Raw genomic sequence first — 16,523 nt, 5'->3', positions numbered from 1 at the left:
CGTATCGGAGCATACTCGTCGGGTGACCACTCCCAGCCCAGGCCGACCCACGGACCCCGACCAGCGCACCGTCGTCGTCGACGACGTCAGCGTCGCCGGCACGCACGAGCCGTTCGTCGAGCACGTGAGCTTCACGGCCCCGGCGGGTGTCGTCACGTTCGTCCCGACCGACCCGGGCATTCCCCAGGTCGCGCTCGCCCTCGCCATCGGAGGCCGGGTCGCCCTGCTGCGTGGGCGGGTCAGCATCGGCGGGGTCCCGGAGCGAGCCGAGCTGCAGCTGCGCACGCGGCTCGTCGACGTCGCTGACGTGACGGCCCCCGAGGACTCCCTGGCGGTGCGGGCCGTCGTGCAGGAGGAGCTCGCCCTCGCCGAGCGTCCTGCCTCCCGCTCGGCTGTCGCCACCTTCCTGTCCGAGCACGACCTCGCCGACCGCTCCGGGGTGCCCTGGGAACAGCTGCCCGCAGGGGTGCGCACGGGCCTGCTGCTCGAGCTCGGCGCCCTCCACCCCCACGTACGCGTCCTCGTCCTCGCCGGTGCCGAGCGGCACGGCGGGGACCACACGGTCTGGCTCGAGACCTGCCACCGGCTGGCCCGGGAGGGCTTCGCCGTCATCGTCCTGACGACGGCTGCCCTGGCATCCACGCTGCCTCCCGACGAGGTCGAGGCCGAGCCCGCGCCGCAGCCGGCGCTGGCCTCCACATCGCAGCCCGAGCCAGAGCCCCAGCCGGAGCCCGAGCCAGAGCCCCAGCCGGAGCCCGAGCCGGAGACCGAGCCCGAGACCGAGCCGGAGACCGAGCCGGGGCCGGAGACCGCTCCCGACCCGCAGGACACCACCGCAACCACCCCGAAGGAGCCCTCGGCATGAACCCCGTCCGCCTCGCGGTCGCCGAGCTGCGCCGCCTCACGAGCTCGCGCCTGGCCCGGCTCGCCCTGGCTGCCCTCGTCCTCATCCCCACCCTCTACGGCGGTCTCTACCTCTATGCCAACCACGACCCCTACGGGGGCTTCCCGCAGGTGCCGGCGGCCGTCGTGAGCGACGACACCGGCACCACCCTCAGCACGGGGGAGAAGCTGCAGGTCGGCGGGCGGGTCGCCGACCAGCTCGTCGACTCGAGGTCCTTCGACTGGCACCGGGTCTCGCACGACGAGGCGATGCGCGGTGTCGACGACGGGACCTACGCCTTCGCCGTCATCCTGCCCCGGACGTTCTCGGCCGACCTGGCGTCGACCGCCGAGTTCCGGCCGCGACAGGCCACGGTCGTGCTCGAGACGAACGACGCCAACAACTACATGACCTCGACCATCGGCAACCAGGTCATCAAGCAGGTGACGGCATCGGTCGCGAGCGAGGTGAGCCGGACCGCGGCCAGCAAGCTGCTCCTCGGCTTCAGCGACGTCCACGACCAGCTCGTCAAGGCCGCCGACGGCTCCGAGCAGCTGCGGGCCGGGGCGGTCAAGGCCGACGACGGCGCGAGGAGGCTGGCGAGCGGGGCCCGCACCCTCGCGACCGGTCTCGACGACCTCGCCTCCGGGGCCAGGCGCCTCGACACCGGTGTGGGCCAGGCGGCCTCCGGCGCCGACAGCCTCGAGGCGGGCGCCGCCCAGCTCGCCTCCGGCCTGTCCACGCTGCAGTCCCGCACCGCCAACCTGCCGGCCCAGACCGCGCGGCTCGCCGACGGCGCCGAGCAGGTCGCCGCCGGCAACCGGACCATCGCCTCCTACGGCACCAAGGCCGCGACCGCGTCGACCCAGCTCAAGAGCCGGATCGCCGCCGACCGGTCGAGCTTCCTGTCGGCCCTGCGCGCCCAGGGGCTCACCGACGCCCAGCTCGCCGTCGTCGAGTCGCGGCTCGACGTCGTCGACGGCTACGTCGACACGGCCGACAGCACGATCCAGTCGGCCTCCGGCAGCCTGACCCGCCTCTCCAAGGGCGCCGACCAGGTCGCGACCGGCGCCCGGACGCTCGCCTCGGCGACGCCGGCCCTGACGAGTGGCATCGCCCAGGCCCACTCCGGCGCCGTCCAGGTCCGCGACGGCGCGAGCGCGCTCGCCACCGGTCTCGACCAGCTCAAGACGGGCTCGAGCGCGCTCGCGTCCGGCGCGACGAAGGCCTCCACCGGCGCCGACCAGCTCTCGTCGGGCGCGACCTCCCTCGCCTCCGGCCTCGACTCGCTCGTCAAGGGCGCCACCGACCTGCACGCCGGTCTCGTCAAGGGCCGTGACGCCGTGCCCGACCCTTCCGACGCCCAGCGCAAGGCGATGGCCCAGACGATCGGCAACCCCGTCGGGGTCTCGTCCGACTCCCTCTCGTCGGCCGGCTCGTACGGTGCCGGGCTCGCGCCGTTCTTCATGAGCCTCGCGCTCTGGATCGGCGCCTACGTCCTCTTCCTCTTCGTCCGGCCCCTGTCGACGCGTGCCCTCGCGACGAGCCAGCGCTCAGTCCGCACGGCCGTCGGTGGCTGGCTCGCGCCGGCGCTCGTCGGCGTCCTCCAGGCCGCGGCGCTCGTGCTCGTCGTCGGGAGGGGCGTCGACATCCGGATCGCGCACCCGGTGCTCGCCTTCCTCTTCCTCGTCTTCGTGTCCATGACGTTCGTCGCGATCCTGCACGCCCTCGCCGCACGGCTCGGCGCCGTCGGGAAGTTCCTCGGCCTCGTCTTCATGGTCGTCCAGCTCGTCAGCGCGGGCGGCACGTTCCCCTGGCAGACGTTGCCCGCGCCGCTCCAGGCCATCCACCACGTCGTCCCGATGACGTACGCGATCGACGGGCTCCGCCGGCTCATGTACGGCGCCGACCTCGGTCCGGTGCCGGGCAGCATCGCGGTGCTCGCGGCATACCTCGTCGGTGCCCTCGCCGTGTCGACGGTCGCCGCCCGGCGCTCGCGGATGTGGACGCCGTCGCGGATCAAGCCCGAGCTGAGCCTCTGAGCGGTCCGGGCTGACAACGCGGCCGGTCCGGAGCATGCTCGGAGTCATGAGCAGCGCCTCGAGAGAGAAGACCCTCATCCTCATGCGGCACGCCAAGGCCGAGGAGGGGCCGGGCAAGGTCGACCACGACCGCGAGCTGGCGGCCCGTGGTCGACGGGACGCCAAGGCTGCGGGGAAGTGGCTCCATGCCGAAGGCCTCGTGCCCGACCTCGTCATCTGCTCGACGGCGCAGCGCACGCGGCAGACGTGGGAGGAGGCGTGCCGCGGTGGCGCGCACACGGAGTTCGTCGAGTTCCGGCGCAGCGTCTACCTCGGCGGCTCCGAGCAGACGCTCGAGACGGTGCGCGAGGACGCCGGTGACACCTCGACCGTCCTCGTCGTCGGCCACAACCCGACGATGGCGCAGCTGACGAGTCTGCTCACCGACGGCGAGGGCTCGCGCGAGGCGCACGAGGCCCTCGGCGAGGGCTTCGTCACGAGCGGGCTCGCGGTCCTGCGCTACGCGGGGGACTGGGCCGACCTCGATCTCGGCACGTGCGAGCTGGCGCGCTTCCACGTCAGCCGCGGTCACGACGACTGACCGGCCGACGCCCGGTCGGCACGGGCTCAGGCTGTGAGATGCGGTGTCCACCCAGCGGACACGGTTCTATGCTGCTCGCATGACGCAGACGCCTGACATCAAGCCCCGCAGCCGCGACGTCACCGACGGTCTCGAGAAGACCGCCGCGCGGGGGATGCTCCGGGCCGTGGGCCTCGGCGACGACGACTGGGTCAAGCCGCAGATCGGCGTCGCGAGCTCGTGGAACGAGATCACGCCGTGCAACCTGTCGCTCGACCGGCTCGCCAAGGCGGTCAAGGACGGCGTGCACGCCGGTGGTGGCTACCCGCTCGAGTTCGGCACGATCTCCGTCTCCGACGGCATCTCGATGGGCCACGAGGGCATGCACTTCAGCCTCGTCTCCCGCGAGATCATCGCCGACTCCGTCGAGACGGTCATGAATGCCGAGCGCCTCGACGGGTCAGTGCTGCTCGCGGGTTGCGACAAGTCGCTCCCGGGCATGCTCATGGCTGCCGCCCGTCTCGACCTCGCGTCGGTCTTCCTCTACGCCGGCACGATCCTGCCGGGCATCGCCAAGCTCTCCGACGGCACCGAGAAGGAGGTCACGATCATCGACGCCTTCGAGGCCGTCGGTGCGTGCAACGCCGGGAAGATGTCGCTCGAGGACGTCGACGCGATCGAGCGCGCCATCTGCCCGGGGGAGGGCGCCTGCGGCGGCTTCTACACCGCCAACACGATGGCCGCCGTGGCCGAGGCCATCGGCATGTCGATCCCCGGCTCGGCCGCGCCGCCCGCCACCGACCGGCGCCGCGACATGTACGCCCGCAAGTCGGGCGAGGCCGTCGTCGAGCTGCTCCGCAAGGGCATCACCGCGCGCGACATCATGACGAAGCCGGCCTTCGAGAACGCCATCGCCGTCGTCATGGCCTTCGGCGGCTCGACCAACGCCGTGCTCCACCTGCTGGCCATCGCGCACGAGGCCGAGGTGGACCTGACGATCGAGGACTTCCGGCGCATCGGTGCGAAGGTGCCGCACCTGGCCGACGTCAAGCCGTTCGGCAGCTTCGTCATGAAGGACATCGACCACATCGGCGGCATCCCCGTCGTCATGAAGACGCTGCTCGAGGCCGGGCTGCTCGACGGCGACTGCCTCACGGTGACGGGCAAGACGATGGCCGAGAACCTCGACGACATCAACCCGCCGCACATCGACGGCCGGGTCATCCGCGAGATGGCGACGCCGATCCACAAGACCGGTGGCCTGACGATCCTCACCGGCTCGCTGGCGCCCGAGGGCGCCGTCGTGAAGTCGGCCGGCTTCGACGAGTCCGTCTTCGAGGGCACCGCCCGCGTCTTCGACGGCGAGCGCGCCGCGATGGACGCCGTCGAGCAGGGCTCGCTGCAGAAGAACGACGTCGTCGTCATCCGCTACGAGGGCCCCAAGGGTGGTCCCGGGATGCGCGAGATGCTCGCCGTCACGGGCGCCATCAAGGGCGCGGGCCTGGGCAAGGACGTCCTCCTGCTCACCGACGGTCGCTTCTCCGGCGGCACGACCGGCCTCTGCGTCGGCCACGTCGCCCCCGAGGCCGTCGACGACGGGCCCATCGCCTTCGTGCACGACGGCGACACGATCCGCCTCGACGTCGCCAACGGCACGCTCGACGTGCTCGTCGACGACGACGAGATGGAGCGTCGCCGAGCTGAAGGCGTCACGCACCCCGAGCCGAAGTACACCCGCGGTGTGCTCGCGAAGTACCGCAAGCTCGTCGGCAGCGCCAGCCGCGGCGCCGTCTGCGGCTGACCCTCGCTCGGGTTCGAGGTGATGGCGACGCCCGGCTGGGTGTCGCCATCACCTCGACCCAGGCTGGGCGGTCGATGGCGTATGCCGTGTGGCCGGTTCAGTGTTCCGCGTCGCGGAAGGCGCGGGGCGTCATCCCGGTGTGCTCGCGGAACCGGCGGATGAGGTGCCGCTCGTCGCTGAATCCGGTTGTCGCAGCGATGTCCCGGACGCCGAGCCCTGTGTGCACGAGCAGGTCGGTCGCAGCCTCGAGCCGTCGTGAGGCGCGGTGGGCGTAGGGGCTCGTGCCGGTCTCGGACCGGAACCGTCGGCGCCACGTCTCGTAGGCCATCCCGACCTCCGCGGCCACGGACGGCAGGTCCAGCGACTCGGCGAGGTCGCGGTCGAGCAGCTCGAGGGACCGATCGAGCCAGCCGAGCCCAGCGGGTCCGCGAGGATCCCTGCCCGCACCTGCGGTCGCGATCGCCTCGAGCAGGGCCGTGAGCAGGTCGAGGGCCTCGGCGTCCCGGCCCGCGACGGTCGTCGGGCGGGTCCGCTCGCCGAAGGCCGCGAACCGGTGGCGCCACCTGGCGACCGGCATACCGTGCACGAGGGGGTGGTCGGGCGTGAGCGCACCACGTCGCCGGGCCAGCTCGAACGCGACCCCGTCGAAGACGACGAAGACCTCGTCCCAGCCGTCGCGGTCGGCGCCGTACCAGTGCCGATGGCCGGGGTGCACGACGACGAGGGAGCCCGCGCCGAGGGACTCGTCGCGCCCCGCGTCGCGGTAGCGGCCCGTGCCCGCGGTGACGAAGGTCAGGCCCCACGTCGGGTGTCGCCGGGTCGTCCCCACCGGTAGGCCGCTGCCGCCGGTGATGCGTCCGGCCACGAGCACCTCGCCGAGTCGGCCCGACGGCACGCGTCGAGCGCTCTCGCCGTGCGCCGGCCGCTGGTCCATGAGGTCATCGAACCAGATCGTTCCCCTGTGACCACGCCGTTCCGGGTCGGGTCCGAGCACGACTGGTGTGCTGGGACCTGCGACGACCGCTCGGGTCGTTCACGATCCACGGAGGACGAGCCACCACATGCCCACCGACCTGCTGCCCGCGCTCACCACGGCATACCCCGTCTCCGACGGCGACGTCGCGACCTACCGCTCGAACGGCCACGTGCGCCTGGCCCAGGTGGCCACGCAGGAGGAGGTGGCGGCGTACCGCGTGCCCGTCGCGGCGGCCGTCGAGCGCCTCAGCACCGAGACCCGGCCCCTCGCCGAGCGCGACAGCTACGGCATGGCGTTCCTCCAGGTGATGAACCTCTGGCGGCACGACGAGGACGTCGCGCGCTTCGTCATGGCCTCCCGCTTCGCCGACGTGGCGGCCCACCTGCTCGGCGTCCCGCGGGTGCGGCTCTACCACGACCAGGCGCTCTTCAAGGAGCCCGGCGGGGGCTACACGCCGTGGCACCAGGACGCGATGTACTGGCCGCTGGACGGCTCCCGGTGCCTGACCATGTGGATGCCGCTCGTCGACATCACCCCCGCCCACGGCGGGCTCGCCTTCGCCTCCGGCAGCCACGTCGACGGGCCGCTCAGCGACATCGGCATCTCCGACGCGTCGGAGGAGCACTTCGACCGGCTGCTCACGGAGCGCGGCCTCGTCGTCGACGAACCGGTCGCGATGCGTGCCGGCGACGCGTCCTTCCACTCGGGCTGGACGGTGCACAAGGCCCTCGGCAACTCCTCGGACCGGATGCGCGAGGTCATGACCGTCATCTGGCTCGCCGACGGACTGACGGTGCTCGAACCGGCCAACTCGGCGCAGGCCAACGACCTCACCTCATGGCTGCCCGGGCTCGCACCGGGCGACGTCGCGGCCTCGGACGCGAACCCTGCGCTGCCCCGCTGACCCGGGACGCGTCGCCGCGAGGCTAGGAGCTCTCGCCGGGTGTCGGCGACTCCGTCAGCTCCGGCGACTCGGCGCGCGCCTTGAGACCCGCGGCCTCCATCGCGAGGTAGCGGTCGGTGAGCGAACGGTAACCACGCCCGACGAACGAGCCGAGCACGCCCGACTGGGTGATCGAGAGCGTCGCCCGGCACGTGCCGCGGCCCGTCGCCTCGACGCCGTGGCGACCCGTCGTCAACGTGCCGGGACCGCTCGCCTCCCACGTGAAGTCATGCCCCTCGGTGAGGCCGGTGACGGTCCAGACCGTCGTCGGGATCCGCGGCTGGTCGATGCGGGCCCGCGCCCCGACCCGCAGCCCGTCGTCGAGCAGCGTCACCGACCGCACCGACGCGGTCCACTCGGGCCAGCGCTCGACGTCGCGCATCACGGCCCAGACGCGGGCAACCGGCGCGTCGATGTCGATGCTCGTGTGCTGCTCCACGGCGTCTCCTCAGGCTGGTGCGGCCCCCGGGTCCGGTGCCACGTCGGCCGCCCAGTGGCGCCACACCGACGTGACCTGCATGCCGACCTTCTCATAGAGACCGAGGGCGCCGGTGCGGGAATCGGTCGACAGCTCGGACCGCTCGCCGCCGTGCGTGCGGGCGACCTCGAAGGCGTCGACGAGCAGCGCCCTGGCCAGACCCCTGCCGCGCTCGTCGCGGCGCACCGCGAGCTTGTCGACGTAGGCGCAGCCGCTCGACACGACGACGAAGGCCATGCCGACGACGGTGTCGGACGCGTCGACCATGAGCCGCAGCTGCCACGGTTCGTAGCCCGGTCGTCGCGAGACGGTGGCCGTCCACTCCTCGAAGGTCGAGCGCTCGCGTTCGGACCACTCGAGGAAGGCGTCCTCGTTGACCGTCCACGTCGCGCGGAGGTCGTCCTCGTCGCGCGGCTCGCGGACGGCATACCCCTCCGGGACGGGCTGTGGCTCGATCGCCTGCCCGGCCGGCAGCTCGAGCACCCACGACGTCCAGAGGGTGTGGTAGCCGAGAGCCGAGAGGAGGCGCTCGCCGGCCGAGTCGCCGGGCACCGGCTGGCCGACGACGGTGCCGCCGTCACGCGCGCCGACGGCTCGCGTCCAGCGAGACAGGGCCGTCCCCAGGCCCAGACCGCGGTGGGTCGGTGCGACGGCCGCGTCGGCCCAGCGACCCTTGTAGACCTCCGCGTACGCGACGAGCCGGTCTCCGTCGAGCACGCCCACGGACTGCGTGGCGAGGTCGAAGGCGGGACGCTGCCAGTCGCCGACGATGTCGGCCTCCTCGATGAGCACCTCTCCGACGTCGTGCAGCTCGCAGGCCGCCATGAGGGCGGTGACGGCAGCCGCGTCGTCCCGCGACAGCGGTCGGTCGGCGAGGTGGGCCGCAGCAGGCGGCAGCTGGAGGGGCACGGCGCTCGTCATGCCGGTCAGTGTCCCGAGCCGGTCGCGCCGGCGACAACCGACTTTCGCGGACCGGGGACAGCGCCGGCGCCCCGACCGCCGGCGTGACAGTGGGTGAGATCACGAGGTCACATGTTGAGACGCCCGAGATGGTCGATTGACACCGCTGGGGCTTGGTAGGACGGTTGTCACGTGGCCCGACTCCTCGTACTTCCCTAGCGCGCCGACCAGCTCGAACGGTCAGCGCGCCCCCTTCCGTCCCACCGCGGGACCGAAGGGTTTTTTTGTGGCTGGAGTCAGCCCGAACCGGCATCACCACGCAGTGCTCGAGACAAGGAAGAGATCGTGAGCGACACGACGAAGCAGGCGCCCTCGCCCGCCGACGTGGCCTCCCTGGCCCGTCCCCGACCCGCGGCGGAGGCCAAGCCCGTCGAGCCCGTCGGGCCCGTCACGCCGGCCCGTGAGGTCACCGGGGCGCAGGCGCTCGTACTCTCCCTCGAGGCCATCGGCTGCGACACCGTCTTCGGCATCCCCGGCGGCGCGATCCTGCCCGCCTACGACCCGATGCTCGACTCCAAGAAGGTCCGTCACATCCTCGTGCGCCACGAGCAGGGTGCCGGCCACGCGGCCGAGGGGTATGCGTCGGCGACCGGCAAGGTCGGCGTCTGCATGGCGACGTCGGGCCCCGGCGCGACGAACCTCGTGACGCCGCTCGCCGACGCGCACATGGACTCCGTGCCCATCGTCGCGATCACCGGTCAGGTCGCGAGCGCCGCCATCGGCACGGACGCCTTCCAGGAGGCCGACATCCGCGGCATCACGATGCCGATCACGAAGCACAACTACCTCGTGACCGACCCGGCGAGGATCCCGCAGGCGATCGCGGAGGCGTTCCACGTCGCGAGCACGGGCCGGCCGGGTCCGGTCCTCGTCGACATCAGCAAGGACGCGCTCCAGGCGACGACGACCTTCAGCTGGCCGCCGCAGATCGACCTGCCCGGCTACCGCCCGGTGCTCCGTCCGCACGGCAAGCAGATCCGCGAGGCGTCGCGCCTCATGGCTGCGGCCAAGCGGCCCGTCCTCTACGTCGGGGGCGGTGTCGTGAGAGCCCGCGCGAGCGAGGCGCTGCGCCGGCTCGTCGAGCTGACCGGCATCCCCGTCGTCACGACCCTCATGGCGCGTGGCACGGTGCCCGACAGCGAGCCGCTCAACCTCGGCATGCCCGGCATGCACGGCACGGTCGCCGCGGTGACGGGCCTGCAGAAGTCCGACCTGCTCATCACGCTCGGCGCGCGTTTCGACGACCGGGTCACCGGCCAGCTCTCGACGTTCGCCCCGCACGCCAAGGTGATCCACGCCGACATCGACCCCGCCGAGATCTCCAAGAACCGCATCGCCGACGTGCCGATCGTCGGTGACGTGGGCGAGGTCATCAAGGACCTCATCGAGCAGATCACGCTCGACCGGGCGACGGCGGACGACGACACCGACGCCTGGGACTACGCCGAGTGGCGCGAGCGCGTCGCCGACTGGAAGCGGACCTTCCCCCTCGGCTGGACCGACAGCGAGGACGGCACGCTCTCGCCGCAGTACGTCATCGAGCGCATCGGGGCCCTCACCGGACCGGAGGCGACCTACGTCGCGGGTGTCGGCCAGCACCAGATGTGGGCCGCGCAGTTCGTCAAGTACGAACGCCCCAACGCGTGGATCAACTCCGGTGGCCTCGGCACGATGGGCTTCTCGGTCCCGGCAGCCATGGGCGCCAAGGTCGCCGAGCCCGAGCGCACGGTCTGGGCCATCGACGGTGACGGCTGTTTCCAGATGACGAACCAGGAGCTCGCCACCTGCGTCATCAACAACATCCCGATCAAGGTCGCGATCATCAACAACAGCTCGCTCGGCATGGTCCGCCAGTGGCAGACGCTCTTCTACAACGAGCGCTACTCCAACACCGACCTGCAGCCGACGACCCAGAGGGTGCCCGACTTCGTCAAGCTCGCCGACGCGTACGGCTGCCTCGGCCTGCGGGCCGAGACGCCCGAGGAGGTCGACGCCGTCATCAAGCTGGCGCTCGAGACCAACGACCGCCCGGTCGTCATCGACTTCATCGTGCACCGCGACGCCATGGTGTGGCCGATGGTGCCGGCCGGCGTCAGCAACGACATGATCCAGGCCGCACGCCACGAGGCGCCGGTCTGGGAGCGGGAGGACTGAGCATGAGCAAGCACACCCTGTCGGTCCTCGTCGAGGACAAGCCCGGCGTCCTGACCCGCGTGGCGGCGCTCTTCTCCCGACGCGGCTTCAACATCAACTCCCTCGCCGTCGGCCCGACCGAGCTGCCCGACATCTCCCGCATCACGGTCGTCGTCGAGGTCGAGGGCGCGGCGCTCGAGCAGGTGACGAAGCAGCTCAACAAGCTCATCGAGGTGCTCAAGGTCGTCGAGCTCGATCCGCACGCCTCGGTGCAGCGCGAGATCCTGCTCGTCAAGGTCCGCGCCGACCCGGCGACCCGCAGCCAGGTCATCGACACGATCCAGCTCTTCAAGGCCAAGGTCGTCGACGTGACGACCGACGCGATCGTCATCGAGGCCACCGGCACCTCAGACAAGCTCCGAGCCCTGCTCGACGTCCTCGAGCCGTTCGGCATCAAGGAGCTCGTCCAGTCCGGCATGGTCGCCGTCGGTCGCGGCTCCCGATCCATCACCGACCGCAGCCTGCGCAGCGCCTGACCCCGGCTCCACCCGGCCGGGGCTCCACCCTCCGCACCACCAGACCCACTGCACACCGCAACCGAAGGAGAAGGCCACCATGGCCGAGATGTTCTACGACGACGACGCCGACCTGTCGATCATCCAGGGCAAGAAGGTCGCCGTCATCGGCTACGGCAGCCAGGGCCACGCCCACGCCCTCAACCTTCGCGACTCCGGCGTCGACGTGCGCGTCGGCCTCGCCGAGGGCAGCAAGAGCAAGGCCAAGGCCGAGGCCGAGGGCCTGACGGTCACATCGGTCGCCGACGCGGTCAAGGAGGCCGACCTCGTCGTCATCCTCACGCCCGACCAGGTGCAGCGGACGGTCTACGCCAACGACATCCAGCCCAACCTCAAGGACGGCGCCGCGCTCCTCTTCGGCCACGGCTTCAACATCCGCTTCGGCTACATCAAGCCCGAGGCCGACGCCGACGTGCTCATGGTCGCCCCCAAGGGACCGGGCCACATCGTGCGCCGCGAGTTCGCCGACGGCCGTGGGGTCCCCGTGCTCCTCGCCGTCGAGCAGGACGCGTCTGGCACCGCCTGGGACCTCGCCAAGGCCTACGGCAAGGCGATCGGCGGCCTGCGTGCCGGCGGCATCAAGACGACGTTCACCGAGGAGACCGAGACCGACCTCTTCGGCGAGCAGGCCGTCCTGTGCGGTGGCGCGAGCCAGCTCGTCATGTACGGCTTCGAGACCCTCGTCGAGGCGGGCTACCAGCCCGAGGTCGCCTACTTCGAGTGCCTCCACGAGCTCAAGCTCATCGTCGACCTCATGATCGAGGGCGGCATCGCCAAGCAGCGCTGGTCGGTCTCCGACACCGCCGAGTACGGCGACTACGTGTCGGGTCCGCGCGTCATCGACCCGAGCGTCAAGGAGAACATGAAGGCGGTGCTCGGCGACATCCAGAACGGCACCTTCGCCAAGCGCTTCATCGACGACCAGGACGCCGGCGCACCGGAGTTCAAGGCGCTGCGAGAGAAGGGTGCCCAGCACCCGATCGAGGGCACGGGCCGCGAGCTGCGCAAGCTCATGGCGTGGGTCAAGCAGACCGACTCCGACTACGTCGAGGGCAGCGCCGCGCGCTGACCCGTCCGCACGGCTCGGCGGCCGGTGTCCCGTTCGTGGGGATGCCGGCCGTTCGCGTGCCGCGACCTGTCAGCGGCCGCTGAGCCGCTGCGGCTGGAGGGCGAGCCAGGCGGCGAATGCCTGGCCGCCGGTGTCCGCATCACCGGGGAAGGGGACGTTGCGTCGCTCGGCGAACGCCTTGAGGAGCCCGCCGACGGGCGGCAGGCGCACGACCTTCGGGGCGGAGGCGCCCCGGTGCGCACGCAGCAGGGTGGCGACCTCACCGACCGTGAGCACGTCGGGACCTGCGACGTCCGTCGCCCTGGCGTATGCCGTGGGGCGCGCTCCCAGCGCGAGGTCGGCCAGGCGCGTGGCCACGAAGTCCGTGTCGACGGGCTGGAGGGCCATGTCGCCGATGGTCACCGCGATCGGCCCGGCACTCAGCTTGCGGGCGAAGAACGCTGCGAGGGAATGGAACTGGGTGGCGCGCAACACCGAGGCGGGACCACCCGCAGCTTCGATGCCCTGCTCGGCGCGCAGCTTGCGGCGGTAGTAGGCCAAGGGGTGCTCGTCGATGCCGACGATCGAGATGTGCACGAGGTGCACGCCGTGCTCGGCAGCCGCATCGGCCAGCCGGCGCGTCCCGTAGACCGTGACGGTGTCACCGCGGGACGTGTCGTCGGCGCAGTGGACGACGGCGTCGGCGCCCTTCAGGACGGCCTCGAGACCCTCGCCGGTCGTCAGGTCCACGCCGGTCCTCCGACTGGCCGGCACCGCCTGGTGTCCGCGGGCCACGACCTCGCGGACGACCCGCGAGCCGAGGTCCCCGGCGCCACCTGTCACGACGATGCGCATGACCCCACCCTGTCGTGCCCGCCCGTGCCGGCGCAATGCCTCGCGCGTGGTGCGTGGTGTCGAAGCGTCCGGCATACGGGATCGGTGTTCCATGAACTGATACCCCGAACACCCCTCGGACCCGTGTTCACATTGTGGTTACATCCCGTGATTCTGCGCGAACGACGGCCTAGACTCGCCGACGGCACATCGCGGTGCCGCCGACGGCCCGCGCCCCCTGTCGTGCGTAGGGCCCCGCCCGTCCGGAAGGGTTCCTCTGTGACCAAACCCGTTGTCCTCATCGCCGAAGAGCTGTCGCCCGCCACGATCGAGGCACTGGGACCGGACTTCGAGGTGCGTTCGGTCGACGGGGCCGACCGCGAGGCACTCCTCCCGGCGCTCGCCGACGTCGACGCGATCCTCATCCGCTCGGCCACGAGGATGGACGCCGAGGCCATCGCTGCCGCGAAGCAGCTCAAGGTCATCGCCCGCGCCGGTGTCGGCCTCGACAACGTCGACGTCCAGTCGGCGACGCAGGCCGGGGTCATGGTCGTCAACGCGCCGACGTCCAACATCACGTCCGCCGCCGAGCTCGCCGTGGCCCTGCTCCTTGCGACGGCCCGCAACATCGCGCCGGCCAACCAGGCTCTCAAGGCGGGGGCGTGGAAGCGCAGCAAGTACTCCGGTGTGGAGCTGCTCGACAAGACCGTCGGGGTCGTCGGCCTCGGCCGCATCGGCGCCCTCGTCGCCGAGCGCCTCAAGGGCTTCGGCATGAGGATCCTCGCCTACGACCCCTACGCGTCGCCGGCCAAGGCCGGACAGCTCGGGGCCCAGCTCGTGGGCCTCGACGAGCTGCTCGCCCAGTCCGACTTCATCACCATCCACCTGCCCAAGACGCCCGAGACGCTCGGCCTCATCGGGGAGGAGGCTCTTGCGAAGGTCAAGCCCTCGGTTCGCATCGTCAACGCTGCCCGTGGCGGCATCGTCGACGAGGCCGCCCTGGCACGCGCGATCGCCGAGGGCCGCGTCGCCGGCGCCGGCATCGACGTCTTCGCCACCGAACCGACCACCGAGTCACCGCTCTTCGAGCACGAGTCCGTCGTCGTCACGCCGCACCTCGGCGCCTCGACCGAGGAGGCCCAGGAGAAGGCCGGCATCGCCGTCGCCCGGTCGGTGCGTCTCGCGCTCGGGGGAGAGCTCGTCCCGGACGCCGTCAACGTCAGCAGCGGCTTCATCGCCGAGGAGGTCCGCCCGGGCATCCCGCTCGTCGAGAAGCTCGGCCGCATCTTCACCGCGGTGTCCGGCAGCGTGCCGGCCCAGCTCGACGTGGACGTCCGCGGCGAGATCACCGCCCACGACGTCAGCGTGTGGAAGCTCGTCGCCCTCAAGGGACTGTTCACCGACGTCGTCGAGGACGCCGTCACCTACGTCAACGCCCCGGTCCTCGCCGAGCAGCGCGGCTGCGTCGTGCGGCTCGTCACGGACCCCGACTCCGGTGACTTCCGCAACGTCACGACGCTGCGCGGGACCCTCGCCGACGGGTCGGTCGTCTCGGTCTCGGGCACGCTGACCGGCCCGAAGATGGTCGAGAAGCTCGTCGGCGTCAACGGCTACGACCTCGAGGTCCCGCTCTCGGACCACATGCTCGTCTTCGAGTACTCCGACCGTCCGGGTGTCATCGGCGCGGTCGGTCGGATCCTCGGCGACGCGGGCATCAACATCGGCGGCATGCAGGTCTCACGCCAGGACGACCGGGCCATCGGGGTGCTCAACGTCGACAGCGCCGTGCCCGCAGCCATGGCCGCCGAGCTCTCCGAGGTCATCGAGGCCAAGACCTTCTCGGTCATCGGCCTGCAGGACTGAGCCGCGGCCGGACAGGTCTGCCGGACAGGTCGCCCGGTCAGCTCCGCCGGTCAGGTCCGCCGGCCGGCGTCCGTCTCGACGCGCTGGGGACTCTCGGCGTCCCGCTCGTCCTCGTCGTCCTCGCCGTCGTCTTCGTCCTTGTCGTCGGCCGGCTCGAGGCCCGCGAGCTCGGGGACGAGCTCGTGCCGCTTGCTGAACGTGTCGACGATCGCGAGGGCGACCGCCGCGATGGGGATGCCGATGAGGGCACCGATCGGGCCGAAGAGCGCGGCGCCGGCGATGACCGAACCGAGGGCGACGGCCGGGTGCACGTCCATGGTGCGGCGGCTGATGCGCGGCGTGAAGACGTAGTTCTCGAGCTGCTGGTAGACGGTCGCGAACACCGCGATCCACAGGGCGTTGATCGGCTTGTCGAGGAGGGCGAAGAGGGCTGGCAGGGCCACGCCGATGTACGTGCCGATCGTCGGGATGAACTGGCCGACGATGCCGGCGAAGATGCCGAGGGGCAGCCAGAACGGCACGTCGATGAACCAGAAGAAGGCGACGTGGAAGACGGCCGAGAGCGAGGCCAGGACGAGCTTGGACACGACGTAGCCGCCGGTCTTCTCGACCGAGATCGTCCAGACCGTGATGAAGACGCGCTGGTAGCGCTGGGGGAGCCACGAGCCGATCGTCTGGCGCAGCCGCGGGCTGTCGGCCGAGAAGTAGTAGGCGAAGACGAGGATCGTCAGGGCGTCGAAGAGGAAGGTGATGACGGAGCCGAAGACCCCGATGATGCCGCCGCCGTACTTGCCCGCGAGCTCACCGAGCTTGTCGGGCGTCAGGCTCAGGGCAGTCTGGATCTGCTCGATGTCGAACTGGGTGCCGAAGGTGGAGTTGACCCAGTCGATCGCCGAGGTGATCGCGCCGGGCAGCTGTGACCCGAGCTGTGAGAGCTGCGACACGAAGACCTGTCCGAAGAGCTCGGCGAGCCCGGCGAAGAGCAGGAGCATCCCGAGCATTGTCATCCCCGTGGCGAGGCCCCGCTTCATGCCGCGCTGGCTCAGCCACAGCACGACCGGCTCCATCGCGATCGACAGCAGCCACGCGAGCAGCAGCAGGAAGAGGAAGCTGCCCATCGCGTGGAAGGCCCACGTCGCCACGGAGAGCAGGACGACGGCGACGAACACCGTGACGATGATGCGACGGGCGTTGCCCGGCGTGATGGCGATCCATCGCGCCTCGTCGTCGAACGGCACGCCCGGGACGGCGTGGCTGGTGTGCCGGGTGCGAGTGGCAGCGGCCCGGTGGTCCGGGTGGTCGGCGTGGTGGCGAGCGGTGCCGGTGGAGGGTTCGGCAGGCGCGTCGGGGTGGTCGGCGCTCACGCGGCGAGCCTACGGCTCCGAGCAGGGGGAGCGGGGGATGCGCGGCACCGCGCCGCGGCCCCCA

At 71.4% G+C, this 16,523-nt stretch carries 14 protein-coding genes; 9 read left to right on the top strand and 5 right to left on the bottom strand.

Going from position 1 to position 16,523, the window contains the following annotated elements; genetic code table 11:
• The first annotated feature begins 22 nt into the window (after positions 1-22).
• From AC1DW8_RS09230 to ilvD, 4 genes are all read left to right on the top strand, one after another.
• Complete coding sequence (locus tag AC1DW8_RS09230; RefSeq protein WP_478093480.1) at positions 23-865, top strand: hypothetical protein; 843 nt, start codon at positions 23-25, stop codon at positions 863-865.
• Positions 862-2,925, top strand: a complete 2,064-nt coding sequence (locus AC1DW8_RS09225; protein ID WP_478093478.1) for a YhgE/Pip family protein — start codon at positions 862-864, stop codon at positions 2,923-2,925. Before AC1DW8_RS09230 ends, AC1DW8_RS09225 begins: the two co-directional genes overlap by 4 nt.
• Before the next feature lie 46 nt (positions 2,926-2,971).
• Positions 2,972-3,505 (top strand): SixA phosphatase family protein, encoded by a 534-nt coding sequence (locus AC1DW8_RS09220; RefSeq protein ID WP_235508595.1) that lies wholly within the window; start codon positions 2,972-2,974, stop codon positions 3,503-3,505.
• Between the two features lie 79 nt (positions 3,506-3,584).
• Positions 3,585-5,285 (top strand): dihydroxy-acid dehydratase, encoded by a 1,701-nt coding sequence (gene ilvD, locus AC1DW8_RS09215; protein WP_478093475.1) that lies wholly within the window; start codon positions 3,585-3,587, stop codon positions 5,283-5,285.
• A gap of 97 nt (positions 5,286-5,382) precedes the next feature.
• Here ilvD and AC1DW8_RS09210 read toward each other — a convergent pair whose 3' ends face one another.
• Positions 5,383-6,219 (bottom strand): helix-turn-helix transcriptional regulator, encoded by an 837-nt coding sequence (locus tag AC1DW8_RS09210; protein ID WP_478093473.1) that lies wholly within the window; start codon positions 6,217-6,219, stop codon positions 5,383-5,385.
• Positions 6,220-6,346: 127 nt separating this feature from the next.
• Between AC1DW8_RS09210 and AC1DW8_RS09205 the strand changes: the two genes are divergently transcribed.
• Positions 6,347-7,165: a phytanoyl-CoA dioxygenase family protein gene (locus AC1DW8_RS09205; RefSeq protein WP_478093471.1), complete on the top strand. Its 819-nt coding sequence runs from the start codon at positions 6,347-6,349 to the stop codon at positions 7,163-7,165.
• Positions 7,166-7,187: 22 nt separating this feature from the next.
• Here AC1DW8_RS09205 and AC1DW8_RS09200 read toward each other — a convergent pair whose 3' ends face one another.
• Both AC1DW8_RS09200 and AC1DW8_RS09195 read right to left on the bottom strand, forming a co-directional pair.
• Positions 7,188-7,643 carry an SRPBCC family protein gene (locus tag AC1DW8_RS09200; RefSeq protein ID WP_478093469.1) on the bottom strand — a complete coding sequence of 152 codons (456 nt, stop codon included), beginning with the start codon at positions 7,641-7,643 and terminating at the stop codon, positions 7,188-7,190.
• Positions 7,644-7,652: 9 nt separating this feature from the next.
• On the bottom strand, positions 7,653-8,603 hold the full coding sequence (locus AC1DW8_RS09195; protein WP_478093467.1) for a GNAT family N-acetyltransferase: 951 nt from the start codon (positions 8,601-8,603) through the stop codon (positions 7,653-7,655).
• A 324-nt stretch (positions 8,604-8,927) separates the two neighbouring features.
• Here AC1DW8_RS09195 and AC1DW8_RS09190 point away from each other — a divergent pair, with 324 nt between their 5' ends.
• From AC1DW8_RS09190 to ilvC, 3 genes are all read left to right on the top strand, one after another.
• Positions 8,928-10,796, top strand: coding sequence for an acetolactate synthase large subunit (locus tag AC1DW8_RS09190; protein ID WP_478093465.1), 1,869 nt, complete (start codon positions 8,928-8,930; stop codon positions 10,794-10,796).
• Between the two features lie 2 nt (positions 10,797-10,798).
• A complete protein-coding gene (ilvN, locus tag AC1DW8_RS09185; RefSeq protein WP_056753659.1) occupies positions 10,799-11,311 on the top strand; it encodes an acetolactate synthase small subunit in 513 nt (170 codons plus the stop codon).
• A gap of 79 nt (positions 11,312-11,390) precedes the next feature.
• Positions 11,391-12,419: a ketol-acid reductoisomerase gene (ilvC, locus tag AC1DW8_RS09180; RefSeq protein ID WP_056770258.1), complete on the top strand. Its 1,029-nt coding sequence runs from the start codon at positions 11,391-11,393 to the stop codon at positions 12,417-12,419.
• 69 nt (positions 12,420-12,488) lie between these two features.
• On the opposite strand, the gene AC1DW8_RS09175 is transcribed toward ilvC, so the two are convergent.
• The gene (locus AC1DW8_RS09175; RefSeq protein ID WP_478093462.1) at positions 12,489-13,253 is read right to left on the bottom strand and encodes an SDR family oxidoreductase; all 765 of its coding nucleotides are present in this window, start codon (positions 13,251-13,253) and stop codon (positions 12,489-12,491) included.
• Between the two features lie 258 nt (positions 13,254-13,511).
• Between AC1DW8_RS09175 and serA the strand changes: the two genes are divergently transcribed.
• Complete coding sequence (serA, locus tag AC1DW8_RS09170; RefSeq protein WP_056824469.1) at positions 13,512-15,095, top strand: phosphoglycerate dehydrogenase; 1,584 nt, start codon at positions 13,512-13,514, stop codon at positions 15,093-15,095.
• A 50-nt stretch (positions 15,096-15,145) separates the two neighbouring features.
• On the opposite strand, the gene AC1DW8_RS09165 is transcribed toward serA, so the two are convergent.
• A complete protein-coding gene (locus AC1DW8_RS09165) occupies positions 15,146-16,459 on the bottom strand; it encodes an AI-2E family transporter (protein WP_478093459.1) in 1,314 nt (437 codons plus the stop codon).
• Between the last annotated feature and the right edge of the window lie 64 nt (positions 16,460-16,523).

It is taken from the genome of Terrabacter sp. P2_E3 (assembly GCF_056403915.1).
This window is presented reverse-complemented; position numbering and strand designations above follow the sequence as displayed.